Genomic DNA, 22,023 nt, shown 5'->3' with positions numbered 1-22,023 from the left:
TCCATTCTCCACATCAAAGCAGGTATCCATGAAATCTCTGGAAGGAAAGACCGTGCTAGTCACAGCAGCGGCGCAAGGGATCGGCCGCGCGTCGGCCTTGGCCTTTGCATCGGCTGGCGCCAAGGTTTATGCGACCGATGTCAACATGGATCCCCTCGCCGCGCTGGACGGCAAAGGCGGTGTCGAAACGCGCAAGCTCGACGTTCTGAATGCATCGCAGGTCGACGCCACGGTCAACGAAATTGGTGTGGTCGATATTCTGTTCAACTGCGCCGGCTTCGTTCATGCGGGAACGGTGCTCGATGCGACGGATGACGATCTCGCATTCGCGTTCGACCTTAACGTCAAGGCCATGGTGAGGACCATCCGCGCCGTACTTCCCGGCATGATCCAACGCAGGCATGGCGCAATCATCAATATGGCCTCGGTGGCCAGCAGCGTGAAAGGCGTTCCCAATCGGTTTGCCTATAGCGTCACGAAGTCCGCGGTTCTCGGCCTCACGAAGTCGGTTGCCGTGGACTATGTGGCGCAGGGCATCCGCTGCAACGCGATTTGCCCGGGCACCGTGGAGAGCCCCTCCCTCGTCGAGAGGCTCAAGGCGCAGGGCGATTACGAGACGACGCGCGCAGCCTTCATCGCACGCCAGCCCATGGGACGGATCGGCACGCCTGAGGAGATCGCGGATCTCGCGGTCTATCTGGCTGGCGCAACCTACACCACCGGACAGGCCTACTGCATCGACGGCGGCTGGACGATCTGACGACAATCGAGGAGATAGAAGCCATGAAACTCCTACGCCATGGAGAAGCAGGTTCCGAACGGCCAGGGTTGATCGGACCGGATGGGGAAATTCGGGACCTTTCGGCACGGATCGGCGATATTGCCGGAGAAGTTCTGGACCCGAAAGCCCTGGAGGAAATCGCCGGTATCGATCCCGCGTCGCTGCCGGTCGTGGAAGGTGAGCCCCGCATCGGCCCCTGCGTTGCCGGAACCGGAAAGTTCATCTGCATCGGCCTCAACTATTCCGACCATGCTGCTGAAACCGGCGCCACGGTTCCGCCGGAACCCATCATTTTCATGAAGGCGACGTCAGCAATTGTCGGACCTCATGACACCCTTCTGATCCCGAGAGGATCCGAGAAGACCGACTGGGAGGTGGAGCTCGGTGTCGTGATCGGCCGGAAGGCCAAGTACGTCACGGAAGCGGAGGCGCTCGATTACGTGGCGGGATACTGCACGGTCCATGACGTTTCCGAACGGGCGTTTCAAACCGAACGCCACGGCCAATGGACCAAGGGCAAATCCTGCGACACATTCGGACCCATCGGCCCTTGGCTGGTTACGAAGGACGAGGTTCCCGATCCACAGAACCTCTCCATGTGGCTGAAGGTCAACGGACAGACCATGCAGAACGGCTCGACCCGCACCATGGTCTATGGCGTCGCCTACCTGGTGTCGTACCTGAGCCAATTCATGTCGCTGCACCCCGGCGACATCATCACCACCGGCACGCCGCCGGGCGTTGGCATGGGCATGAAGCCGCCCCGGTATCTGAAGCCCGGAGATGTCGTCGAGCTCGGGATTGAGAATCTCGGCTCGCAGAGACAGCGTGTTGAAGCAGACGCCTGACGGTATCTCGCTTTCCTTGACAAGAGATCCAGCATGACCCGCATCACAGACCTGCAGACCTTCGATCTGCGCTTTCCGACATCTCAGCATCTCGATGGCTCGGATGCAATGAATCCGGATCCGGACTACTCCGCGGCCTATGTGGTGCTGATGACCGACGAGCCGGACTTGGTCGGTCATGGGCTGACCTTCACGATCGGGCGTGGCAACGAGATTTGCTGTGCGGCAATTGAAGCACTCCGCCATCGCGTCGTCGGCCTGGATCTCGACTGGATCAAGGAGGATCCAGGCCGGTTTTGGCGTCATTTGACCGGAGACAGCCAGTTGAGGTGGATCGGCCCTGACAAGGGCGTCATCCACCTGGCCACGGGTGCCGTCGTTAATGCCGTCTGGGATCTTTGGGCGAAACAAGCCGGGAAGCCCGTGTGGGAGCTTGTCGCGGACATGAGCCCGGAGGAACTCGTCCGGATCATCGATTTCCGGTATCTGACCGATGCCATCACACCGGAAGAGGCATTGGAGATCTTCCGGCGTGCGGAGACAGGAAAGGCTGAGCGCAAAGTAATTCTTCTGCGGGACGGTTACGCCTGCTACACCACATCGGCGGGCTGGCTCGGCTACAGCGACGAAAAGCTCTCGCGCTTGGCGAGCGAAGCCGTCGCGGCTGGCTTTCGGCATATCAAGATGAAGGTCGGCCGCGATCTCGAGGACGATATCAGGCGGCTGAGATTCTGCCGCGAAGCGATCGGCCCCGACGTGAAGATGATGATCGATGCCAATCAGGTCTGGGAGGTCGACCAGGCCATCGCATGGCTCGACAAGCTGCAGTTCGCCAATCCGTATTTCATCGAAGAGCCGACCAGTCCGGATGATGTGGAAGGACATCGCAAGATCCGGGAGGTCATCGCTCCCATGAAGGTCGCGACCGGCGAAATGTGCCAGAACCGAATTCTCTTCAAGCAGTTCATCACCCGGAAAGCCATCGACATCGTACAGATCGACGCCTGCCGCATCGGAGGCCTCAACGAGGTTCTGGCCGTGCTGCTGATGGCGGCGAAGTACGATCTTCCGGTGTGGCCTCATGCGGGAGGCGTCGGGCTTTGCGAGTATGTGCAACACCTGTCGATGATCGACTATCTGTGCGTCTCCGGCACTAAGCAGGACCGGGTGATCGAGTATGTCGATCACCTTCATGAACACTTCATCGATCCCTGCGTCATTCGCGATGCCGCATATATGCCCCCGCAAAGGCCCGGTTTCTCGATCGAGATGAAGGAGGCCTCCATTCGCCAGCATACCTTTTCCGGAGCCCTGTAATCTCAGTGCCGGTTTGCTGAGTTCGGCCGGCCTTGGACTCCGACGAAATATCGAGTGACATCGTCCGTAATCCCATGCTTATATTGGTAAAAGCGCGCAGACGCTGGACCAATTAAAGCCAGGAACAGAGGGAGGAACGGCCTTGTCACTCCTGGTGTTGCAGGATGTCGGGAAGGAATTCGGCGCCATTCAAGCGCTGTCCCATGTTGATCTCACGATCCAGCCCGGCGAAGTCGTCGGCCTGATGGGCGACAACGGCGCTGGCAAGTCCACCCTGGTGAAGATTATCGCCGGGAACTTCCCTCCCTCCCATGGAAAGATCCTGTTCGAGGATCGGGAAGTTCATTTTACCAAGCCGGTCGATGCTCGCTCCGTCGGGATCGAAGTCGTGTACCAAGATCTCGCCCTGGCCGACAATCTCACGGCGGCGGCCAATGTCTTTCTCGGGCGGGAGCTGAAGCGGAAGGTCGGCCCCTTCTCCTTCCTCGATCATTCGGCCATGAATCTGCGTACCGCCGAGCTGTTTGGTGAACTCAAATCCGAGACGCGGCCGGATGACGTCGTGCGGTCCATGTCTGGGGGACAGCGTCAGGCCGTCGCGATCGCCAGAACACGTCTCTCAAAGGCCAAGCTGATCATCATGGATGAGCCCACGGCCGCCATCTCGGTCCGGCAGGTGGCAGAGGTTCTGGATCTCATCCGTCGCCTGCGGGAGGCGGGCATCGCGGTCGTGTTGATATCCCATCGCATGCCCGACGTGTTCTCCGTCTGCGAGCGTGTGATCGTCATGCGGCGGGGGCTCAAGGTCGCCGATAAGCCGACCAGCCAATCCAGCCCCGAGGAGGTCACGGCCCTGATTACCGGTGCGAAGGAGGCGGCCTGATGAATCATGCGCTCCCACCGGCTTCGTCTCGAGACGACGTCAGCGGCTTTTCCAATGTCGGGCGTGTTCGCTGGTGGCAGCGGGGCTTCTTCGCCAGCCAGACGGCCTACGTGGCCATTGCCCTCGTGATCATCATGATCGTCATGTCGGTTCTCAGTCCGGCCTTTCTCAGCCCGGGCAATCTCGCCAACGTGGCAAAGAACTTTTCCTTCGTCGGCATCGTGACGCTGGGCGTCACCCTTGTGATCGTCACAGGCGGCATCGATCTGTCGGTGGGATCGACGATGGCGCTCTCCGCGATCATCTGCGCCATGACGATGCAAGCCGTAGCCGGCACGAGCCTCGACAGCATTCCCGTGCTCGGGATGCTGATTTCCCTTGGAGCCGGCCTTGCCACCGCACTGGCTGTCGGGCTGGTGAACGGCCTGCTGATCGCCCGCGCCGGCCTCTCACCCTTCGTAACGACTCTTGGCATGCTCTCCATCGTGCGTGGCCTGGCCTATGCGGTCACGGAGGGGCGCGGGCAGGCCCCCACGGGGCCCGATGTCGATCTGTTCTACGGCATCACCGACGGAAACCTCGCCGGCTTTCCGGTTGCGATCATCTATCTCCTGGTTCTGGCTGTTCTAGTTGGCCTCGTTCTTCACCACACAGCCTTCGGGCGACATGTGTTCGCGCTCGGCGGCAACGAGAAGGCGGCGGCTCTTACGGGTATCGCCGTCGAACGCGTGAAGATCGCCGTCTATATCCTGTCGGCTCTTTCAGCGGGCTTTGCCGGTATTCTGATGGTGGGGTGGCTCGGATCGGCGCCCGCCAACCTGGCAACCGGCTATGAATTGACGATCATTGCAGCGGCGGTCATCGGCGGTGCCAACCTGACAGGCGGCGTGGGCGGGCCGGCGGGAGCGGTCATCGGCGCGCTTCTGATCGAGGTTATCCGAAATGGATTGGTCCTGGCAGGGATCAACGCCTACTGGCAGATCGTCCTTGTCGGCGTGATCATTATCGTGGCCGTTCTGGTCGATCGCCTTCGGACCCTGCGCCTGACGCTTTGATCGCTCCTACGGGAGACGATGCAAGAACGAGCCAGCCGAAGAAGCTGGCGGGAGGCCCGAATGGGCAGTGTTCAATCAGGAGGAGATACCATGAAGCGACTGATCCTTGCGGCAGTGGCCGCCGTGGCGCTCACCGCGCCGGCGGCTGCTCAGCAAACCTACAAGTTCGCCATCGTTCCGAAGGCAATGAACAACCCGTACTTCGATCTCTCACGCGATGGATGCATCAAGCGTGCGAAGGAGCTCGGCAACGTAGAGTGCATTTACAAAGGTCCCGTTGAGCACGAGCCGGCAAGTCAGGCACAGATCATACAGGATCTCATAAGCCAGAAGGTCGACGGAATCGCGATCTCCGTCGCGGACGCCTCGGCTGCGGTCCGTGTGATCAAAGCTGCGCGCGATGCTGGAATTCCGGTCATCACCTTTGATGCGGATGCACCCAGTTCTGTGCGCCAAGCCCATGTCGGAACCGACAATCGCGCCATGGGCCGCGCACTTGGCGAAGAGCTCTTGAAGCTTCGGCCGGAGGGCGGCAAATACGCCATGGTCTCCGGCGGGCCTGCTGCCGCGAACCTCAAGGAGCGCGTCGAGGGCGTGCACGACGCACTTAAAGGCTCCAAATGGACAGAGGTTTCCGGATCGCCCACCTACTGCAATGACGATCTCGCCCTCGCCGTGCAGCAGATGCAGGATCTCAAGACGGCAAACCCGGACCTTGCGGCCATCGTACCGGTCGGTGGCTGGCCGATGTTTGTTCCCGAGGCCTACAAGAGCTTCGTGAACAAGAACAAGAGCGCCATGGATCAAGGAAAGTTCACCCTTGTCGTCGCCGATACTCTGAAGGTGCAGCTGGAACTCCTGAGAGACGGCTATGCCAATGCACTGGTCGGGCAACGGCCCTATGAGATGGGCGAAAAGGCGATGGATATCCTTCTCAAACTGAAGAAGGGCGAGAAGGTCGAGGACATCGTCTATGCCGGGATTGACCGCGTGACGAAAGACAACGTGGCATCCATGCTGAAATAGTCCCGGCGCTGCCGCGCGGATGCTCTCCTGGAACGCTGCTGCCGATCCGGGAGAGCAACCTGCAATACCGGGCTACTTCTGCGGGATGTTGCTCAAGTCAGAGAAAGGGATGATGAGGATCGGACGAAGGTCCTCTCCGACGATTTCGATGGCGATTTCACCGCTATAGGCCGGCTTCACGCCAGCCCAGGTCTCCATGAGCCCGGCAACGACCTTCAGGGCTTCATCTCGGGCAGCAGCAAGATTCGGCAGGTCGATCCCTGTTGGGTCTTCATCTGTTCCGAAATAACTTCGTACGTCGATATAGTAACGGGGCATACACGACCCCCACCTGCTGTCTTGCCTAAACAGCATCTCCTCGAATTGTTAAACTAAGATAAATCATCTTGTTTGTCAGGAATATTGAGACAGAATCTCCAGCGACTATTTCGGGCGGGCGATTTTTGTTTATTCCTGCGCCTAATAACTTATATGGACCGGGCGGCACCAACTTTGGTCGAAGCGTGCCCCCCTCCCCCTTGAGAGGTCAGGTTCACGTCAGGTTCATGACCGATACATGACGGGCTCATCCATAGGACCGTCCCACATGGCAACAATCATCGAGCGCCGATCAAGTCGCCGGTTTCCGACCCACCTCGAAGGGAGGATCACACATGAAGATTATCTGGAGCCCGTCCATTGCGTCGTTCGGGATCTCTCCGACACAGGCGTGCGCATTGCCCTCTCGGAACCCAGTGAAATTCCCCTAGAGTTCAATCTTGAAATACCGGATGAGGGGGCGATCGCCTCGGTCCGCCTGATTTGGTCTACTGGGACCGAACTCGGCGGACAATTCATCTAAGTATTCACAGCAGAATCTGATCTGCAGAGATGTAACAATATTTGCCGCATCTCTGCAGATCAAACTCATGCGGCCCCTGCGCTACCGCAAAGTTATAAGAATTTAGACTTAGCCTAGCTATTATTCCTAACAGTATTTGTAATTGCGAGTTCTTCTAAACTTAAGAGTATCTTCATCGAAAAATCGTACAACAAAGAGCCTGAATCTGTCGCGCCTGTGGGGGGCGCGTGCTTCCTGCGGCGTAGCGGGCGGGCCTGACAGAAAAATGAAGACTCTCAACAATCTCAAACTTCTTACAAAGCTGGCAATTCCGGTCAGCATCTTCGTCGCGATCACGGTTGGGCTTATCTTTCTTGCGAAGACGGGCCTCGAACGCATGGCTCAGGACACGCAAGAACTCGTCGAGTTTGAGGCGACACGTCTGAGTCTCATTCTTCAGATCAATGCCGAAGTCAACGAGACGAGTACGCAGGAGAAGAACCTGATTCTGGTCAACGACGAGGACAGGATCAAGTCAGGAGAAGCGACGTTCAATCAATACAAAGGCATGACGCTCCAGCACATGGACGAACTCATCGCCCTTGCGGAAAATCCGGCCATGAAGGCGAGCTTCGAGGAACTCAAGGCCAGTATCGTCAACTACTTCGCCATCCTGGATAAGAGCGCCGGATACAGCAAGACCAACGACGACGCCGCGGCTGCTGAAATTTCAAACGGTGTGGGACGCGACACGCGCATCAAGATTCGCAATTCTCTCGGCGAACGGGTTGAAGCTAGCAAAAAGGCTCTCGACAAAGCGAAGGATGATGCTGACGACCTCGCTTCAAACACAGCCATGACGCTGATGCTGTCGGCGGCTGCCGGCATCGCGGTCGCGCTGATCTTGATCGTTACGATTACGATTTACGGTATCACCCGTCCGATTTCCGCCATTACTGCCATGATGGGCCGTCTCGCGAACGGAGATCTGGCAATCACGGTTTCTGGCATTGAGCGGAAGGATGAAGTGGGTTACCTCGCCCGCTCGCTTCAGGTGTTTAAGGAAAATGCCATCGAAGCGCGTAGGCTCGCCGCCGAGCAGGAGGTGGAGAACCAAGCCAAGATGCGCAGGGCCGAGGTGCTTGATCAGCTGACGAAGACGTTCGAGCACAACGTCTCCGCCCTGACCCAGGGCCTCGCCTCCGCTGCCACGGAAATGGAGGCCACCGCTCAATCGATGACTTCGGTTGCCAACCAGACCAACAATCAATCCGTCACGGTGGCGTCGGCCGCCCAGCAGACCTCGGCCAACGTGCAGACCGTGGCAGCCGCGACGGAAGAGCTGTCGATCTCCATCCGCGAGATCGCATCGCAGGTCGCGCAGTCATCGGAGATCGCCGACCGCGCTGTCTCCGGCGCACAGCGCACCAACTCCACCGTTCAGGATCTTGCAGCCACTGCGGAAAAGATCGGCAATGTAGTGCAGCTGATCAACAACATCGCCTCGCAGACCAATCTGCTGGCCCTCAATGCCACCATCGAGGCGGCCCGTGCCGGTGAGGCCGGCAAGGGATTTGCGGTGGTGGCTTCCGAGGTGAAGGATCTCGCCAGCCAGACCGCCAAGGCGACCGAGGAAATCTCGCAGCAGATCGGCTCGGTTCAGCAGGCGACCCAGCAAACGGTGGCGGCCATTCAGGAGATCGCCAGGACCATCACCGAAATGTCGCAGATCTCTGTCGGCATCGCGGCGGCCATGGAGGAGCAGGGAGCCGCGACCGCCGAGATTGCCCGCAACGTGCAGGAGGCGGCGCGTGGCACCGAGCAGGTGACGGGCAATATCGAAGATGTCCGTCGGGGCGCGGGAGACACCGGCGCTGCCGCATCGCAGGTGCTCGGGGCCGCCCAGGAACTGTCACATCATTCGGAAGACTTGAGACGCGAAGTCGCAAACTTCCTCAATGATGTCAAAGCTGCCTGATCCGATCCCTCGCTCAAGATCGAAACGTTTCGAACCCCGCTGGGTGTAAAAGCCCAGCGGGGTTCTTTCATTTCGCCTCGAGAATTTGGCTCGGTGACTACGCTGCGGCGGCGACGCGGCAAGCGCGTTCATACACTTCCCTGTATCTGGACGCGGACCGATCCCACCCATGGGGCCGGTTCATGGCAGCCTGCCGCATCGCCTTCAGGCGCACTCTCGACTTGAAAGCCTCAAGGCCCCGTTCGATGGCATCGATGAAGCGGCGCAGCGACGGCTCTCCGAAGAGAAATCCGTTCACGCCGTCTTCGATGGTGTCCGCAAGCCCTCCGGTCTTATGGGCAATCGGCAGCGAGCCGAACCTCTGTGCATACATCTGGCTCAGCCCGCACGGCTCGAACCGTGACGGCATGAGCAGGAAATCGCTTCCCGCATACATGCGGCGTGCTTCTTGCTCGCTATAGCCGATCCGAACGCCGACGGAGCCTGGGTGATGCATGGCCAGTTCCCGCAGGGCGCGCTCGAAGCGCTCCTCACCGCGCCCGATCACGGCGATTTGCCCGCCCTGCGACACGATCGTCGAGGCCGCGGAAATGGCAAGGTCAACTCCCTTCTGATGAACGAGACGCGAAACGACAGCGAAGAGAGGCCCTTGTGAAAGGGCCAAGCCGAAGGATCGACGAACGTGAGTCGCATTGGCCCGCTTACCGCGCCAGTTTCCGGCCGTGAACGGACTGACAAGAGATGGATCCTTGCTCGGATCCCAACTGTCGTCGATGCCGTTGATGATGCCGTCGAGACGTCCCTGATCCGCGCACGTCCGCAACAGACCGTCGAGACCGCAGCCGAATTCCGGCCGTGTGATCTCATGAGCGTAAGTGGAGCTCACGGTCGTGATATGGGACGAGTAGTAGATGCCGGCCTTCAGGAAGGAAAGCTTGCCATGGAACTCGACCCCGTTGATGTCGAAGGCGGCATCGGGGATCCCCAGCCGGGGCAAGCGATCACGCTCGAAGAGGCCCTGATAGGCCAGGTTGTGAATCGTCAGGATCGTCGGGATATGCTGCCCGCGCCATGAAAGGTAGGCGGATGTCAGCCCGGAAGGCCAATCGTTGAGATGAAGAAGGTCCGCGCGCCACAGGGGATCACCTTTGCCGCAGGCGATGTCCGCGGCCGCCAGGCCCAGGCGGGCGAAACGGATATCGTTGTCGTCCCAGTCCCGTCCCGCATCGTCGCCATACGGCGACCCCTCGCGGTCATAGAGTTCGGAGCAGAGCACGACGTAAACCGTCAAGCCGTCCTTGGTGCGGCCGTAGCCGATGCTGCAAGGAGGAATTCCGAACGCGCCCGGCAGATGGGCGATCACGTCCACCGGGCCGATCTGGGAGAGAACCTGACGATACCCCGGGATGAGGATGCGGACATCATAGTGATGCCGCAGGGCCCGAGGCAAAGCCGCCGAGACCTCGCCTAAGCCCCCGGCCTTCACGTAGTCCGATATCTCGGAGGTTACGAAAAGAATGGACTGCCGTCGTTGAATCGACACGACTTGAGACAGCGGCTTGAGCGCAGCATGAGGCAAGCGCAGGCAAGCCGATTTGGCTTCGAGATGATCAGTTGTCAGCATTTTGTCACAAAGGCGCGAACCCGAAGACCCCTGCGCCGAAGGTAGGTCGCGCCCTTAACCGGCCGGGAGCGGGAATGTTCCAAACTTGGCTGCAATTTATTTTTTCAGGTTCCGTCTTGTCGGATCAGCCGGCTGGAACATGTCGCGCACAGGGAGAGGCAGCAGGATCCGTGTGCGGCGGTTTCTGAAGACAGTCTCTCACTCCATCAAACTGGCGACACGGCAATCTTGGCCATTTTCCTGCGAGGCGGGAACAACATCCAAGGCGCGTCGTTCGCTATCGCTTTTCCAATGCCGGAGACCCGATGCAGCGCATCCACCATATGCCCTTCGGGGCGGCCGTCACCCCTGAAGGCGTCCGCTTCGCCCTATGGGCTCCCACAGCTCAGGATGTCCGTATCGTCTTGGACGGGACCGAGCATGCGATGATGGCGGAGGATGGCGGGTGGTTTCGCCTGATCGCTTCCGGCGCGCGGCCCGGGTCCCGCTATGGATACCGGATCGATGGCGAACTGATCGTGCCGGATCCCGCATCCCGGCTCCAGCCGGATGACGTCCACGGTTTGAGCGAGGTTACCGACCCGGCATCCTATGCCTGGACAGACACGGACTGGACGGGTCGTCCTTGGGAGGAAACCGTTCTCTACGAAGTGCATATCGGGACCGCGACGCCTGAAGGGACGTATGGCGGGTTAATGGCAAAGCTGGAATCCCTGCGGGATCTCGGGATCACGGCCATCGAACTGATGCCCATCGCAGAGTTTCCCGGACGCCGGAACTGGGGCTATGACGGTGTCCTGCCGTTCGCGCCCGATGCCGCCTATGGCCGGCCGGACGATCTCAAACGCCTCATCGACCATGCGCATCGTCTCGGCATGATGGTGTTCCTGGACGTCGTCTACAATCACTTCGGACCTTCCGGGAATTATCTGCACGCATACGCGGCTTCCTTCTTCACGGAGCGGCATCAGACACCGTGGGGCGGCGGCATCAATGTGGATGGGGACGAAAGCCGTACCGTTCGAGAGTTCTTTGTCCACAACGCCCTGTATTGGCTCGAAGAGTTTCACATCGACGGCTTACGGTTCGACGCCGTCCATGCCATTTCCGACGACAGCGAACCTCATTTCATCGAAGAACTGGCATCGCGCATCAGGCAAGCCGTCCCGGATCGCCAGGTCCACCTCGTGCTCGAGAACGAGGCCAATCAGGCGCGGTGGCTCGAAAGGCGGCAGGACGCCAAGCCTCGCCTTCATACCGCCCAGTGGGCGGACGACATACACAATGCCTGGCATGCGCTGCTGACGGGCGAGAGCGAAGGATACTACGAAGACTACGCGGATCAGCCGCTGGCACGCCTCGGGAGGGCCCTTGCGGAGGGGTTCGCATATCAGGGCGAGCCATCCGCTCATAAAGGCGGTCGAACGCGCGGAGAGCCGTCCTCCCACCTTCCTCCATCCGCATTCGTATCGTTCCTGCAGAATCACGACCAGATCGGCAACCGGGCGTTCGGCGAGCGACTTTCCCATCTCGTTCCCGCCGACCGCCTCGCGTTGGCGCGCGCAATTTTCCTTCTGTCTCCCCACATCCCTTTGCTGTTCATGGGAGAGGAATGGGCCGCGTCGGCCCCCTTTCAGTTCTTCGTGGATTATGAAGACGAGCCGGATCTTGCCACAGCGGTTCGCGAGGGACGGCGAAACGAGTTCAAGCAGTTCAAGGCTTTTGCCAGTCTGGAAGCTTCGATGCGTGTCCCCGATCCCACCGATCGCGCAACCTTCGAGCGTTCGAAGCTCGACTGGTCGGAAAGGGACCGGGAGCCGCATCGGATCGTCCTGGATCAAACACGGCAACTGCTTGAGATGCGCAGAACATTCATCGTACCGTTGACCGCCAGCGGCTTTCGCGGTTCGCGCCATCAGGGTCATTCCACGAACGCGCTGGACATCCTGTGGACGTTTGATGCCGGGAGCCTCCGTCTCCTGGCGAACTTCGGCGGGGAGCCCTTGAAGGACCATGTGGACGACACCGTGAAGATCATTTGGGCAAGTCCAGGCGTCGATCTCTCAGCAACGCTTTCTCTTCCCTCCTGGGCGGCAATCATCATGAAGGTCGCATCTCGATGAGCACCTTGGATGCACTCACCGAGCGCATGGCCGCTCTGATCGGAATTGCGCCGCGCTATACGGACGCCTTCGGACAAAGTGTCGATACCAATCACGAGACGCGCGTGGCACTGCTGGAAGGCCTTGGCCTTTCCGTTCGAACGGAGCGGGAGGCTCGCGACAGCCTTGCGACGCTCGAGATCCTCAAGGCAGGACCGCTCCCATCTCTTATCCCTGTTCAAGCGGACAAACCCGCAACGATCCATCTTCGCAAAGCCACTCCGGCAACAACTTGGCGACTGACATCGGAGACCGGACATATTCATGAAGGCCGGCTAGCCGGATCAAGCGCAACGAGCATCGATATCCCGGCCCTGCCGGCAGGCTACCATCGCCTGGTGCTGGGCGACGCAAAAGCCACTGTCATCGCGGCGCCTGCACGGTGCTGGACGCCCGACGCCCTCAACGGGGACAACCGGCTCTGGGGCGTTGCCGCACAGATCTATTCACTACGATCCGAGAGAGATCTGGGCATTGGTGATTTCTCCACCGTCGCAGATGCGGCGGAAGCGGTCGGCGCAAGCGGAGGAGCATTTCTTGGCCTCAGCCCGGTCCACGCGCTGTTCGCTGCGGACCGCACGAAGATATCGCCCTACTCTCCCTCGTCGCGCCTCTTTCTCGAACCGCTTTACATCGATCCGACGCGCGTCGAAGGCTCCTACGAGAGCGGCGCGAGCGAGCTTCTCGACGAGACGAAGATTCAAGAGCGCCTCGTGCGACTTCGGAGCGCGCAACTGATCGATTATGCGGAGGTCTGGGGTATCAAGCGCCAGCTTCTGGACCTGCTCTGGAAGCACTTTCAGGCACACGCCGACCAATCGGCCTTTCTGCGGTTCCGCCAGGAGGGCAACGCTGCTTTGGAGGCTCACGCCACATTCGAGGCGCTCTCCGAGCACTTCCGCAATCAGGATCTCTGGTGGGTCGGCGACTGGCCCGACGCCTATCGCACGGCAGAGACCGAAGAGGTGCGCGCCTTTCGTGAGACGCATCACGAGCAAGTCTCATTTCATGCCTGGCTCCAATGGTTGGCTGACCTCCAATTGGGAGCGGCAGCCGAGCGAGCCCGCGCCTGCGGCATGCCAATCGGCCTTTATCGCGACCTGGCGGTTGGGGCCGACAGAGGCGGTTCGGAAATATGGTCGGACGCGGTGCATTTTTCTCCATCCTTGTCGGTCGGTGCGCCCCCTGATCCCTTAGGTCCGCAGGGACAGGATTGGGGACTGCCTCCCCTCAACCCGCTCGCGCTGGAGCAGCATGGAATTTCGGCCTTCAGGAATCTCGTCAGGGCCAACATGCGTCATGCCGGTGCGATCCGTATCGACCATGCCTTCCAACTCCAGCGGCTTTTCCTGATCCCTTCGGGAGCACCGGCATCGCAAGGCGCGTATGTCGATTATCCATTCGAGGCGCTGCTCGCCGTCCTGCGGATCGAAAGCCATCGCGCATGCTGCCTCGTGATTGCCGAGGATCTCGGCACCGCACCCGAAGGCTTCTCCGACGCTATCATGCGCTCAGGACTTCTCAGTTACCGTGTGCTGCCGTTCGAGCGAAATGGCGCAGCCTTCAAAACGCCCCGAGACTATCCCTCCTCCGCGCTCGCGGTCCTCACGACCCATGACCTTCCGACCTTCACCGGTTGGTGGAAAGGCCTCGATATCGATCTGCGCCAGACCTTCGGGGTTTTCGATCCCAAGCGCGCAGAAGAAGAGCGCACGGCGCGGGCCGCCGACCGGCAGAGCTTCACCGAGGCTCTTTCCAGTGAAGGAATCCTGGCCGGTCGCAAGACACCCGCCTTCCCTCCCCTCCAGGGGGCGGCCCGCTATCTTGCTCGCACAAAGTCAGTGCTCACGGCCCTGCAGATCGAGGATGTGGCGAACGAACTGAACCAGCCCAACATGCCGGGAATGGATGCCGGTCACCCCAACTGGCGACGACGGCTTTCGTCGACGATCAACGACATGACTGCTCCTGGAAGCACCTTCGCGAAGCTCGCCGTCATCATGACCGAGGAAGGTCGAGTTCGTCGGCCTGGCGGGACCGTTCTGGCCTCGCCGCCGCCACGTGCCACCTACCGGCTTCAACTTCACAAGGGCTTCACGTTCGACGACGGAGCCAAGATCGCTCCCTATCTGGCAAAGCTCGGCGTCAGCCACGTTTATTCGTCGCCCATCCAGGCCGCGGCAGCGGGTTCCTCGCACGGATATGACATCGTCGATCACAGCACCATCAATCCGGAGCTCGGAGGCGAGCAAGGTTTCCGACGCTTCTCCGATGCCTTGAGGGCGCACGGCCTTGGCCTGGTCCTCGACATCGTCCCCAACCACATGGGCGTCGGCGGCAAGGATAATCCCTGGTGGCTCTCCGTCCTCGAATGGGGACGCCTGTCGCCCGTCGCGGACGCATTCGATATCGACTGGGAACGGCCCGGCGCGAACGGCAAACTCATCGTTCCGTTTCTCGGCGATCTTTACGGAAAGTCTCTCGAAGAGGGAAATCTCAAGCTGGCCTTCGATCCTGATGAGGGGAGCTTCAGTGTCTGGCATTGGGATCACCGTTTCCCGATCTGCCCCTCCTCCTATCCGCTGGTTCTCGATGATGCCGTCGCTGCCCTGAGCGATCGTTCAAAGGCTGCGGATCTCATTCGCCTGACCGACGCTCTCCGGGGCATGAGCAAAGCCCAGCGCGCTGAAGGCCCCCGTTCTCTTCCCGATCTTGGCCAAACACTGAAGAATGAGCTCGGCAGGATCGTCGCGAACCGTCCCGACATCGAAAATGCGATTGACCAGGCAGTCCGGGCCTTCAACGGGATCCCGGGCCAAACCGAAAGCTTCTCGAGACTGCACCGCCTTCTGGAAGCACAACCTTACCGGCTGTCCTATTGGCGGGTAGCGTCGAGCGAGATTAACTATCGCCGCTTCTTCGACATCAACAGTCTCGCGGGGATCAGGGTCGAAAACCCGGAGATCTTCGAGCGCACGCACGACCTGATCATTCGTCTCGTGGAAGAAGGCATCGTAGACGGTTTGCGGATCGATCACATCGACGGCCTGGCGGATCCGGAAGGCTATACGCGCGCTCTCCAGGATCGCGTGGGACCCGGCTTTTACATCGTGGTCGAGAAGATTCTTGAACCCGGTGAAGAACTGCGCCCCTGGCCGGTTGCAGGAACGACGGGTTATGACATCCTCAACCTGATCGACGGCGTCCTGCTCGATCACAGGTCCGGCGCGGCCCTCGAAAGAACCTATCGGGACGCAAGCGGCTTCCAGGCGGAATATGACACTCTCCTCCGGCAGGCCAAGACAGACATTACCGAGCGTAGCTTTGCGAGCGAACTCGAAGCGCTCGTATCGGACCTGAAGAGAGTTGCGGAGGCTGATTATCACACCCGGGACTTTACGCCCTTCGCCATCCGTCGGGCGCTCGTCGACCTTATCGCCGCCTTCCCGGTCTATCGTAGCTATCTGTCGGAAACGGCAGCGTCTTCCGAAGATGCGGAGCTCATCGAGGGAGTTCTCGAGTCCGTAAAATCGAGCTCACCTCAGGCGGATGGATCTGTCTACGACTTCATCGCTGCCACGCTGCTGGGCCGTTCTGAAAAGGCCGATCCTGCCGACGTCCGGCGTTTCCGTCGCCGCTTCCAGCAGCTGACGGGCCCCGTCATGGCGAAGAGCCTCGAAGACACCCTGTTTTACCGCTATGGACGGTTGATCGCCTTGAACGAGGTCGGCGGCGACCCGAGGCATTTCGGCCTCACGCCGGAGGCATTTCATCAAGCGAACGCGGACCGGGCGGATGCGTGGCCCCACACGATGGTCGCAACGGCGACCCACGATACCAAGCGTGGGGAGGATGCCCGCGCTCGCCTGCTTGCCCTCTCGGAGATCCCCGAACAATGGGCCGAAGCCTTGAAGGCATGGCATGAGGTCGTCTCGCCGCATCTTTCCAGCCGGGACGGCATTGCCGCTCCCGATGCGAACGATCAGGTCATCCTCCTTCAAGCACTCCTCGGGGCGTGGCCCCTCGACCTCCTGGACAACGCCGATGCCAAGGCGCTCGCGGCATTTCACGAGCGCATGAAAGCCTATCTCACAAAGGCACTCCGTGAGGCAAAGCGGCAAACCAGCTGGACGAATCCTAACGAAGCGTATGAGACAGCGACGCTTGATCTGTTGCAGGCACTGCTTGAGCCCGGCAGCGGCTTCATCGAGCGTTTCCAGCCATTCCTCCAGCGTCTCTCCTTGCTAGGAATGCTGAACGGCTTGTCGCGGACGGTTCTCAAGGCGACGCTTCCGGGCGTTCCGGACATTTACCAGGGAACGGAGTTCTGGGATTTCTCCCTGGTCGATCCGGACAACCGCCGTCCGGTCGATTATGCTGCGCGGGCGCACGCGCTCGACGACGGCGCATCGCTGGAAACTTGCCTCACCCAGTGGCAAAGCGGCCATGTGAAGCAGCGCATCCTGGCGTCCCTTCTCGAAGATCGATTGAAGCATCCATCCCTTTATGCGAAGGGTGACTATGCTCCTCTCGAGGTCCGAGGGCAGCACGCGGATCGGGTGCTTGCCTTCTCGCGACAGCACGGCTCCGCTGGCATCGTCGTGATCGTGCCGCGGCTGTGGGCCGGATTGATCGGCGCCAGCGGGTGGCCGCTGAAGCCAAGCATCTGGAGCGACACATCTGTCGAGATCCCGCCCGGAGAGTGGGTCGATCTCCTGACGGGCAACTCTGTCACAATCGCGAGGACGACCTCCTTGGTTGGAGACCTGATGCCGTCCATCCCCTTTGTGGTTTTGCGCCGCTCTTAGGATCGATGCATGTCCGGGGGCAACCGAAATGATGCTATGCTCGCGACACTTCTGGTCGCACTGGCCTTCCGCCCCATAATCAGGGCACGCGCATTCCATAAGGCAAGAAGCCGTTCGGTCGGTCGCGAGCCCAACATCAATAAGAGGTTGATACATGAAAGGGGATGCCGGAACGACACGGCGCCGAGGCGGATTGAGGGAGGACACGAAACTCCCCATGCATGCCCGGACGGTTGCCGAGATCGTCAATCAAGGCGACCCGTTTTCCATCCTGGGCCCGCACGAGATTTCACAGGGTCTCTGGGAAATCCGCGTCATTGCACCGGATGCCGAATCCCTCACCCTGCTGGCTCCGGACGGAACGACCACTCTCACGGAGATGGACAGGAGATTGTCCGAAGGACTCTTCGTCGGCACTCTCAACGCAACAGAGCGCCCCGACGACTACCGTCTCAGGGTTACCAAAGGTGGCCGCGAGGAGGTTCGGGACGATCCGTACCGGTTCGGCACCTTTCTCAGCGATGAGGACATTGCGAACCTGCGGGATCCCGGGAGCGATGCCATTTATACCAAGCTCGGTGCTCATCCGATCAGCCCGAGCGGAATTGACGGCTATCTGTTCGCCGTCTGGGCGCCGAATGCCTGCCGCGTGAGCGTCGTGGGCGATTTCAACGATTGGGATGGCAGGCGCCACCCTATGCGGCGGCGTCATGAGGGTGGGATCTGGGAACTCTTCATCCCAGGCCCCGTCGAGGGCCAGCGCTACAAGTTCGAGCTCATCGGTCTCAATGGAGAACTCATGGCTCTCAAGGCCGATCCAATCGCCTTTGGAGCCGAAAAGCCTCCCGCAACGGCCTCGGTGCTGAAAAGCACTCCGGACTTCGCCTGGCGTGACGCTGAGTGGATGGCACGAAGAAGTGCGCAGAACCCGCGCAAAATGCCGATGTCGATCTATGAGTGCCATCTCGGCTCGTGGGCCCGCGTACCCGAAGAGGGCAACCGCTACCTGACCTATCGCGAATTGGCGGTCCGACTTATTCCCTATGTGAAGGAGCTCGGGTTCACCCATATCGAGCTCCTGCCGATCACCGAGTATCCGTTCGACGGCTCCTGGGGCTACCAACCCATCTCTCTTTATGCGCCCACGAGCCGTTTCGGCACACCTGAAGACTTCGCGGCTTTCGTCGAAGCCGCGCATGCGGCCGGGATCGGCATCATCCTGGACTGGGTGCCGGCGCATTTCCCCAACGATCCCCATGGGCTTGCGTATTTCGACGGCACGCATCTCTACGAGCACGCGGACCCACGCCAGGGCTTCCACCAGGATTGGGGGACGTACATCTACAACTATGAACGGAAGGAAGTGGCGGCCTTCCTTGTGGCGAATGCGCGTTTCTGGCTGGAGCGGTATCACCTCGACGGATTGCGGGTCGATGCCGTCGCATCGATGTTGTACCTGGATTACTCCCGCAAGGCCGACGAATGGATTCCCAACCGCTACGGCGGCAACGAAAACCTGGGAGCGATCGATTTTCTGCGGCGCATGAACGAGGTCGCATACGCTACGTCCCCGGGAGCGGTCACCATCGCGGAGGAGTCGACCGCGTGGCCGGGCGTTTCGCAACCCACCTATACGGGCGGCCTCGGTTTCGGCTTCAAGTGGAACATGGGCTGGATGCACGACACCCTTCGCTACATCGGCAAGGACCCCGTCTATCGCCGTTATCACCATCACGATCTCACCTTCGGCCTTCTTTATGCCTTCTCGGAGAATTTCATCCTCCCGCTGAGCCATGACGAAGTCGTGCACGGCAAGGGTTCTCTTCTCGGCCGCATGCCGGGAGACCGATGGCAGCGCTTCGCGAACCTGCGTGCGTATTTCGGTTTCATGTGGGGGCATCCCGGCAAGAAGCTGTTGTTCATGGGAGGCGAATTCGGCCAGGAACGTGAGTGGAATCACGACGAAAGCCTCGATTGGCATGTGCTGGACGATGCCCTTCACAAAGGAGTGCAGGCTCTCGTCGGCGATCTCAATCGCGCCTATTGCAACCTTCCTGCCCTTCACGAGCGCGACTGTGACAGCCGAGGCTTCCAATGGCTCGTGGCGGACGACCGGGACAACAGCGTCCTGGCCTTCGCCCGCAGGGGAGAGAAGGATGATGAGGTGGCCATCATCCTCTCCAACTTCACTCCCACACCGCAGGAGAGGTACAGGATCGGAGTGCCGCTGCCCGGCGTCTACCGCGAGGTCGTCAACACGGATTCGGATCTCTATGGCGGCAGCAATGTCCGCAACCTCGGAGGGATCGAGGCCGATGCCACGCCGAGCCACGGGCAGCCCTACTCGCTGACGCTGACGCTGCCCCCGCTTGCAACGCTTATCCTCGTTTCGGCCCTGGGCGATGTCTCGGCGAATATCACGCACAGCCTGTGAGACTTCCCGAGCTTTCGCGCGTTGTGTCACCAAGTGATTTGCTCAGCTTACGACCGGAAATCTCATGAACGACAAAATCGACACCCGTGAGTTGCGAGCCGAGGAGGTTGTCGCCCCCGGCGTGAGGCGCCAGTCACGCGTGCGGGAAGGACGGCCATATCCCCTCGGTGCGACCTGGGATGGTCTGGGGGTCAATTTCGCGATTTTCTCCGCCAACGCCACACGGGTTGAGCTTTGCCTGTTCGACCCGGACGGCGAACGCGAAATCGAACGGATCGAGCTGCCTGAATATACCGACGAGGTCTGGCACGGTTATCTGCCCGACGCCCGCCCTGGCACGACCTATGGGTACCGCGTTTATGGCCCCTATGAACCAACGGCAGGCCATCGCTTCAATCCCAACAAGCTTCTTCTCGATCCCTATGCCAAGCAGCTTATCGGCGATCTGGTCTGGGATCCGGCCCTGTTCGGCTACACGATCGGCTCGCCGGAAGCCGATCTCTCCTTCGATAAGCGCGACAGCGCGCGCTTCATGCCCAAATGCCGGGTTGTCGAAGCTGCGTTCACCTGGGGGCACGAGCGACGCCCGCGCACGTCCTGGGAGCGCACGATCATCTATGAAACGCATCTGCGCGGCTTCACGATGAAGCATCCGGCGGTCCCTAAAGAACTGCGCGGGACGTTTTCGGGGCTGATGCATCATGAGGTGATCAATTACATCAAGAATCTCGGCGTCACGGCGGTCGAGCTGCTGCCGATCCACGCTTATGTCGACGACAGCTACCTGACGGACAAAGGCCTGCGGAATTACTGGGGATACAACTCCATCGGCTTCTTCGCGCCGCAGCCCCGTTATCTGGCGACGCCCTTCGTGAACGAGGTGAAGGAGATGGTGAACCATCTCCACGAGGCAGGCATCGAGGTGATCCTCGACGTGGTCTACAACCACACAGCCGAAGGCAACGAGCTTGGGCCGACGCTCTCGTTCCGGGGCATCGACAACGCGTCCTACTACCGACTGGCGCCCGATCAGCGCTACTACATCAATGACACGGGAACCGGCAACACGGTCAACCTCAGCCACACCCGTGTGCTCCAGCTCGTAACCGACAGCCTGCGCTACTGGGCGCAGGAGGTTCGCATCGACGGGTTCCGGTTCGACCTCGCGACGATCTTAGGCCGGGAACCGCACGGCTTTGATGAAGACGGGCGTTTTCTCGACACGGTCCGCCAGGACCCTGCCCTCAGCGAGGTGAAATTGATCGCCGAGCCATGGGATTGCGGGCCGGGAGGCTATCAGGTCGGGCGTTTCGCGCCCGGTTGGGCCGAGTGGAACGACCGCTACCGGGACACCGTAAGGGCATACTGGAAAGGCGACGAAGGCAAGCTGCCTGAACTCGCCACGCGTCTCACCGCCTCGTCCGACATCTTCAACAAGCGGGGCCGCAAGCCGTGGGCTTCGGTGAACTTCGTGACAGCCCATGACGGCTTCACGCTCAACGATCTGGTATCCTACAACGACAAGCACAACGAAGCGAACGGAGAGGATAACCGGGACGGGCACGACAACAATCTGTCGTTCAATTACGGCGTCGAGGGGCCAACCGACGATCCGGCGATCCGGTCCGTACGCCTTCGCCAGATCCGCAACATGCTCGCAACGCTTCTCTTCTCTCAAGGCACGCCCATGCTGCTCGCCGGGGACGAGTTTGCCCGCAGCCAGCACGGCAACAACAATGCCTATGCGCAGGACAACGACATCTCCTGGATCGACTGGGCCGGGATCGACGAGGATGGGCTGGAGCTTCTGAACTTCACGCGCAAGCTCATCAACCTGCGCCATGCGCTTCCTATCCTCCGGCGGGGACGCTTCCTCACAGGGGTCTACAACGAGGAGCTGGACGTCAAGGATGTCACCTGGCTGACACCCACGGGCGATGAAATGACGCCTGAACATTGGCAAAATCCCAATGCCCGCTGCATCAGCGTGCTGCTCGACGGCCGCGCGCAGCCCACCGGCATTCGCAGGCGTGGGACGGATATGACCTTGCTGCTCATCCTGAACGCCTACGACGACGTGGTGAAATGCAAATTGCCGGACGTCACGGGGGGACAGTCATGGATGTGCCTTGTGGACACGAACCAGCCAGATCTGCAGGATGCCCCTGAATTCGCCTTCGGCGACGAGTATCCCGTTACGGGCCATTCCCTTCTGCTGCTTCAGCTGAAGCCGGAAGTCCCGAAGAAGAGCGGCGACAGGAAAACGTGAGGCCGGGATCCGGTCTCT

The 22,023-nt window shown here is 60.4% G+C and carries 14 protein-coding genes; 12 read left to right on the top strand and 2 right to left on the bottom strand.

Translation table 11 applies throughout. The annotated features are described in order from the left end of the window. Positions 1–28 precede the first annotated feature (28 nt). The 6 genes from LJD17_RS16800 (at position 29) to LJD17_RS16775 (ending at position 5,910) form a co-directional block, all read left to right on the top strand. Positions 29–760 carry an SDR family oxidoreductase gene (locus LJD17_RS16800; RefSeq protein WP_227385350.1) on the top strand — a complete coding sequence of 244 codons (732 nt, stop codon included), beginning with the start codon at positions 29–31 and terminating at the stop codon, positions 758–760. Positions 761–783: 23 nt separating this feature from the next. Next, positions 784–1,629, top strand: coding sequence for a fumarylacetoacetate hydrolase family protein (locus tag LJD17_RS16795; protein WP_227385349.1), 846 nt, complete (start codon positions 784–786; stop codon positions 1,627–1,629). 33 nt (positions 1,630–1,662) lie between these two features. After that, positions 1,663–2,946, top strand: a complete 1,284-nt coding sequence (locus tag LJD17_RS16790) for an L-fuconate dehydratase (RefSeq protein WP_227385348.1) — start codon at positions 1,663–1,665, stop codon at positions 2,944–2,946. Between the two features lie 142 nt (positions 2,947–3,088). Further along, positions 3,089–3,829, top strand: coding sequence for an ATP-binding cassette domain-containing protein (locus LJD17_RS16785; RefSeq protein ID WP_227385347.1), 741 nt, complete (start codon positions 3,089–3,091; stop codon positions 3,827–3,829). Continuing rightward, positions 3,829–4,884 carry an ABC transporter permease gene (locus LJD17_RS16780; RefSeq protein WP_227385346.1) on the top strand — a complete coding sequence of 352 codons (1,056 nt, stop codon included), beginning with the start codon at positions 3,829–3,831 and terminating at the stop codon, positions 4,882–4,884. The genes LJD17_RS16785 and LJD17_RS16780 overlap by 1 nt, the downstream gene beginning before the upstream one ends. A 90-nt stretch (positions 4,885–4,974) precedes the next feature. Further along, positions 4,975–5,910, top strand: a complete 936-nt coding sequence (locus LJD17_RS16775; protein ID WP_227385345.1) for a sugar-binding protein — start codon at positions 4,975–4,977, stop codon at positions 5,908–5,910. A 72-nt stretch (positions 5,911–5,982) separates the two neighbouring features. Here the strand turns inward: LJD17_RS16775 and LJD17_RS16770 are convergent, their stop codons facing one another. Further along, on the bottom strand, positions 5,983–6,228 hold the full coding sequence (locus LJD17_RS16770; protein ID WP_227385344.1) for a DUF6894 family protein: 246 nt from the start codon (positions 6,226–6,228) through the stop codon (positions 5,983–5,985). Between the two features lie 268 nt (positions 6,229–6,496). On the opposite strand from LJD17_RS16770, the gene LJD17_RS16765 reads away from it, so the two are divergent. Both LJD17_RS16765 and LJD17_RS16760 read left to right on the top strand, forming a co-directional pair. Next, positions 6,497–6,751 (top strand): PilZ domain-containing protein, encoded by a 255-nt coding sequence (locus LJD17_RS16765; protein WP_227385343.1) that lies wholly within the window; start codon positions 6,497–6,499, stop codon positions 6,749–6,751. Between the two features lie 265 nt (positions 6,752–7,016). Further along, complete coding sequence (locus LJD17_RS16760; RefSeq protein WP_227385342.1) at positions 7,017–8,708, top strand: methyl-accepting chemotaxis protein; 1,692 nt, start codon at positions 7,017–7,019, stop codon at positions 8,706–8,708. Between the two features lie 97 nt (positions 8,709–8,805). Here LJD17_RS16760 and glgA read toward each other — a convergent pair whose 3' ends face one another. Continuing rightward, positions 8,806–10,332, bottom strand: coding sequence for a glycogen synthase GlgA (glgA, locus tag LJD17_RS16755; RefSeq protein WP_227385341.1), 1,527 nt, complete (start codon positions 10,330–10,332; stop codon positions 8,806–8,808). Positions 10,333–10,637: 305 nt separating this feature from the next. Between glgA and treZ the strand changes: the two genes are divergently transcribed. The 4 genes from treZ (at position 10,638) to glgX (ending at position 22,005) form a co-directional block, all read left to right on the top strand. Continuing rightward, positions 10,638–12,455 carry a malto-oligosyltrehalose trehalohydrolase gene (gene treZ / locus LJD17_RS16750; RefSeq protein WP_227385340.1) on the top strand — a complete coding sequence of 606 codons (1,818 nt, stop codon included), beginning with the start codon at positions 10,638–10,640 and terminating at the stop codon, positions 12,453–12,455. Further along, a complete protein-coding gene (locus tag LJD17_RS16745) occupies positions 12,452–17,302 on the top strand; it encodes a malto-oligosyltrehalose synthase (RefSeq protein ID WP_227385339.1) in 4,851 nt (1,616 codons plus the stop codon). The genes treZ and LJD17_RS16745 overlap by 4 nt, the downstream gene beginning before the upstream one ends. 217 nt (positions 17,303–17,519) lie before the next feature. Then, on the top strand, positions 17,520–19,736 hold the full coding sequence (gene glgB, locus LJD17_RS16740; protein WP_227385415.1) for a 1,4-alpha-glucan branching protein GlgB: 2,217 nt from the start codon (positions 17,520–17,522) through the stop codon (positions 19,734–19,736). 64 nt (positions 19,737–19,800) lie between these two features. Then, entirely contained in the window at positions 19,801–22,005 is a 2,205-nt protein-coding gene (glgX, locus tag LJD17_RS16735; protein WP_227385338.1) for a glycogen debranching protein GlgX, read from the top strand. Positions 22,006–22,023: the final 18 nt, after the last annotated feature.

Origin of the sequence: Microvirga rosea (genome assembly GCF_020595095.1) — a bacterium.
In the GTDB taxonomy this organism is placed as follows: domain Bacteria; phylum Pseudomonadota; class Alphaproteobacteria; order Rhizobiales; family Beijerinckiaceae; genus Microvirga; species Microvirga rosea.
This window is presented reverse-complemented; position numbering and strand designations above follow the sequence as displayed.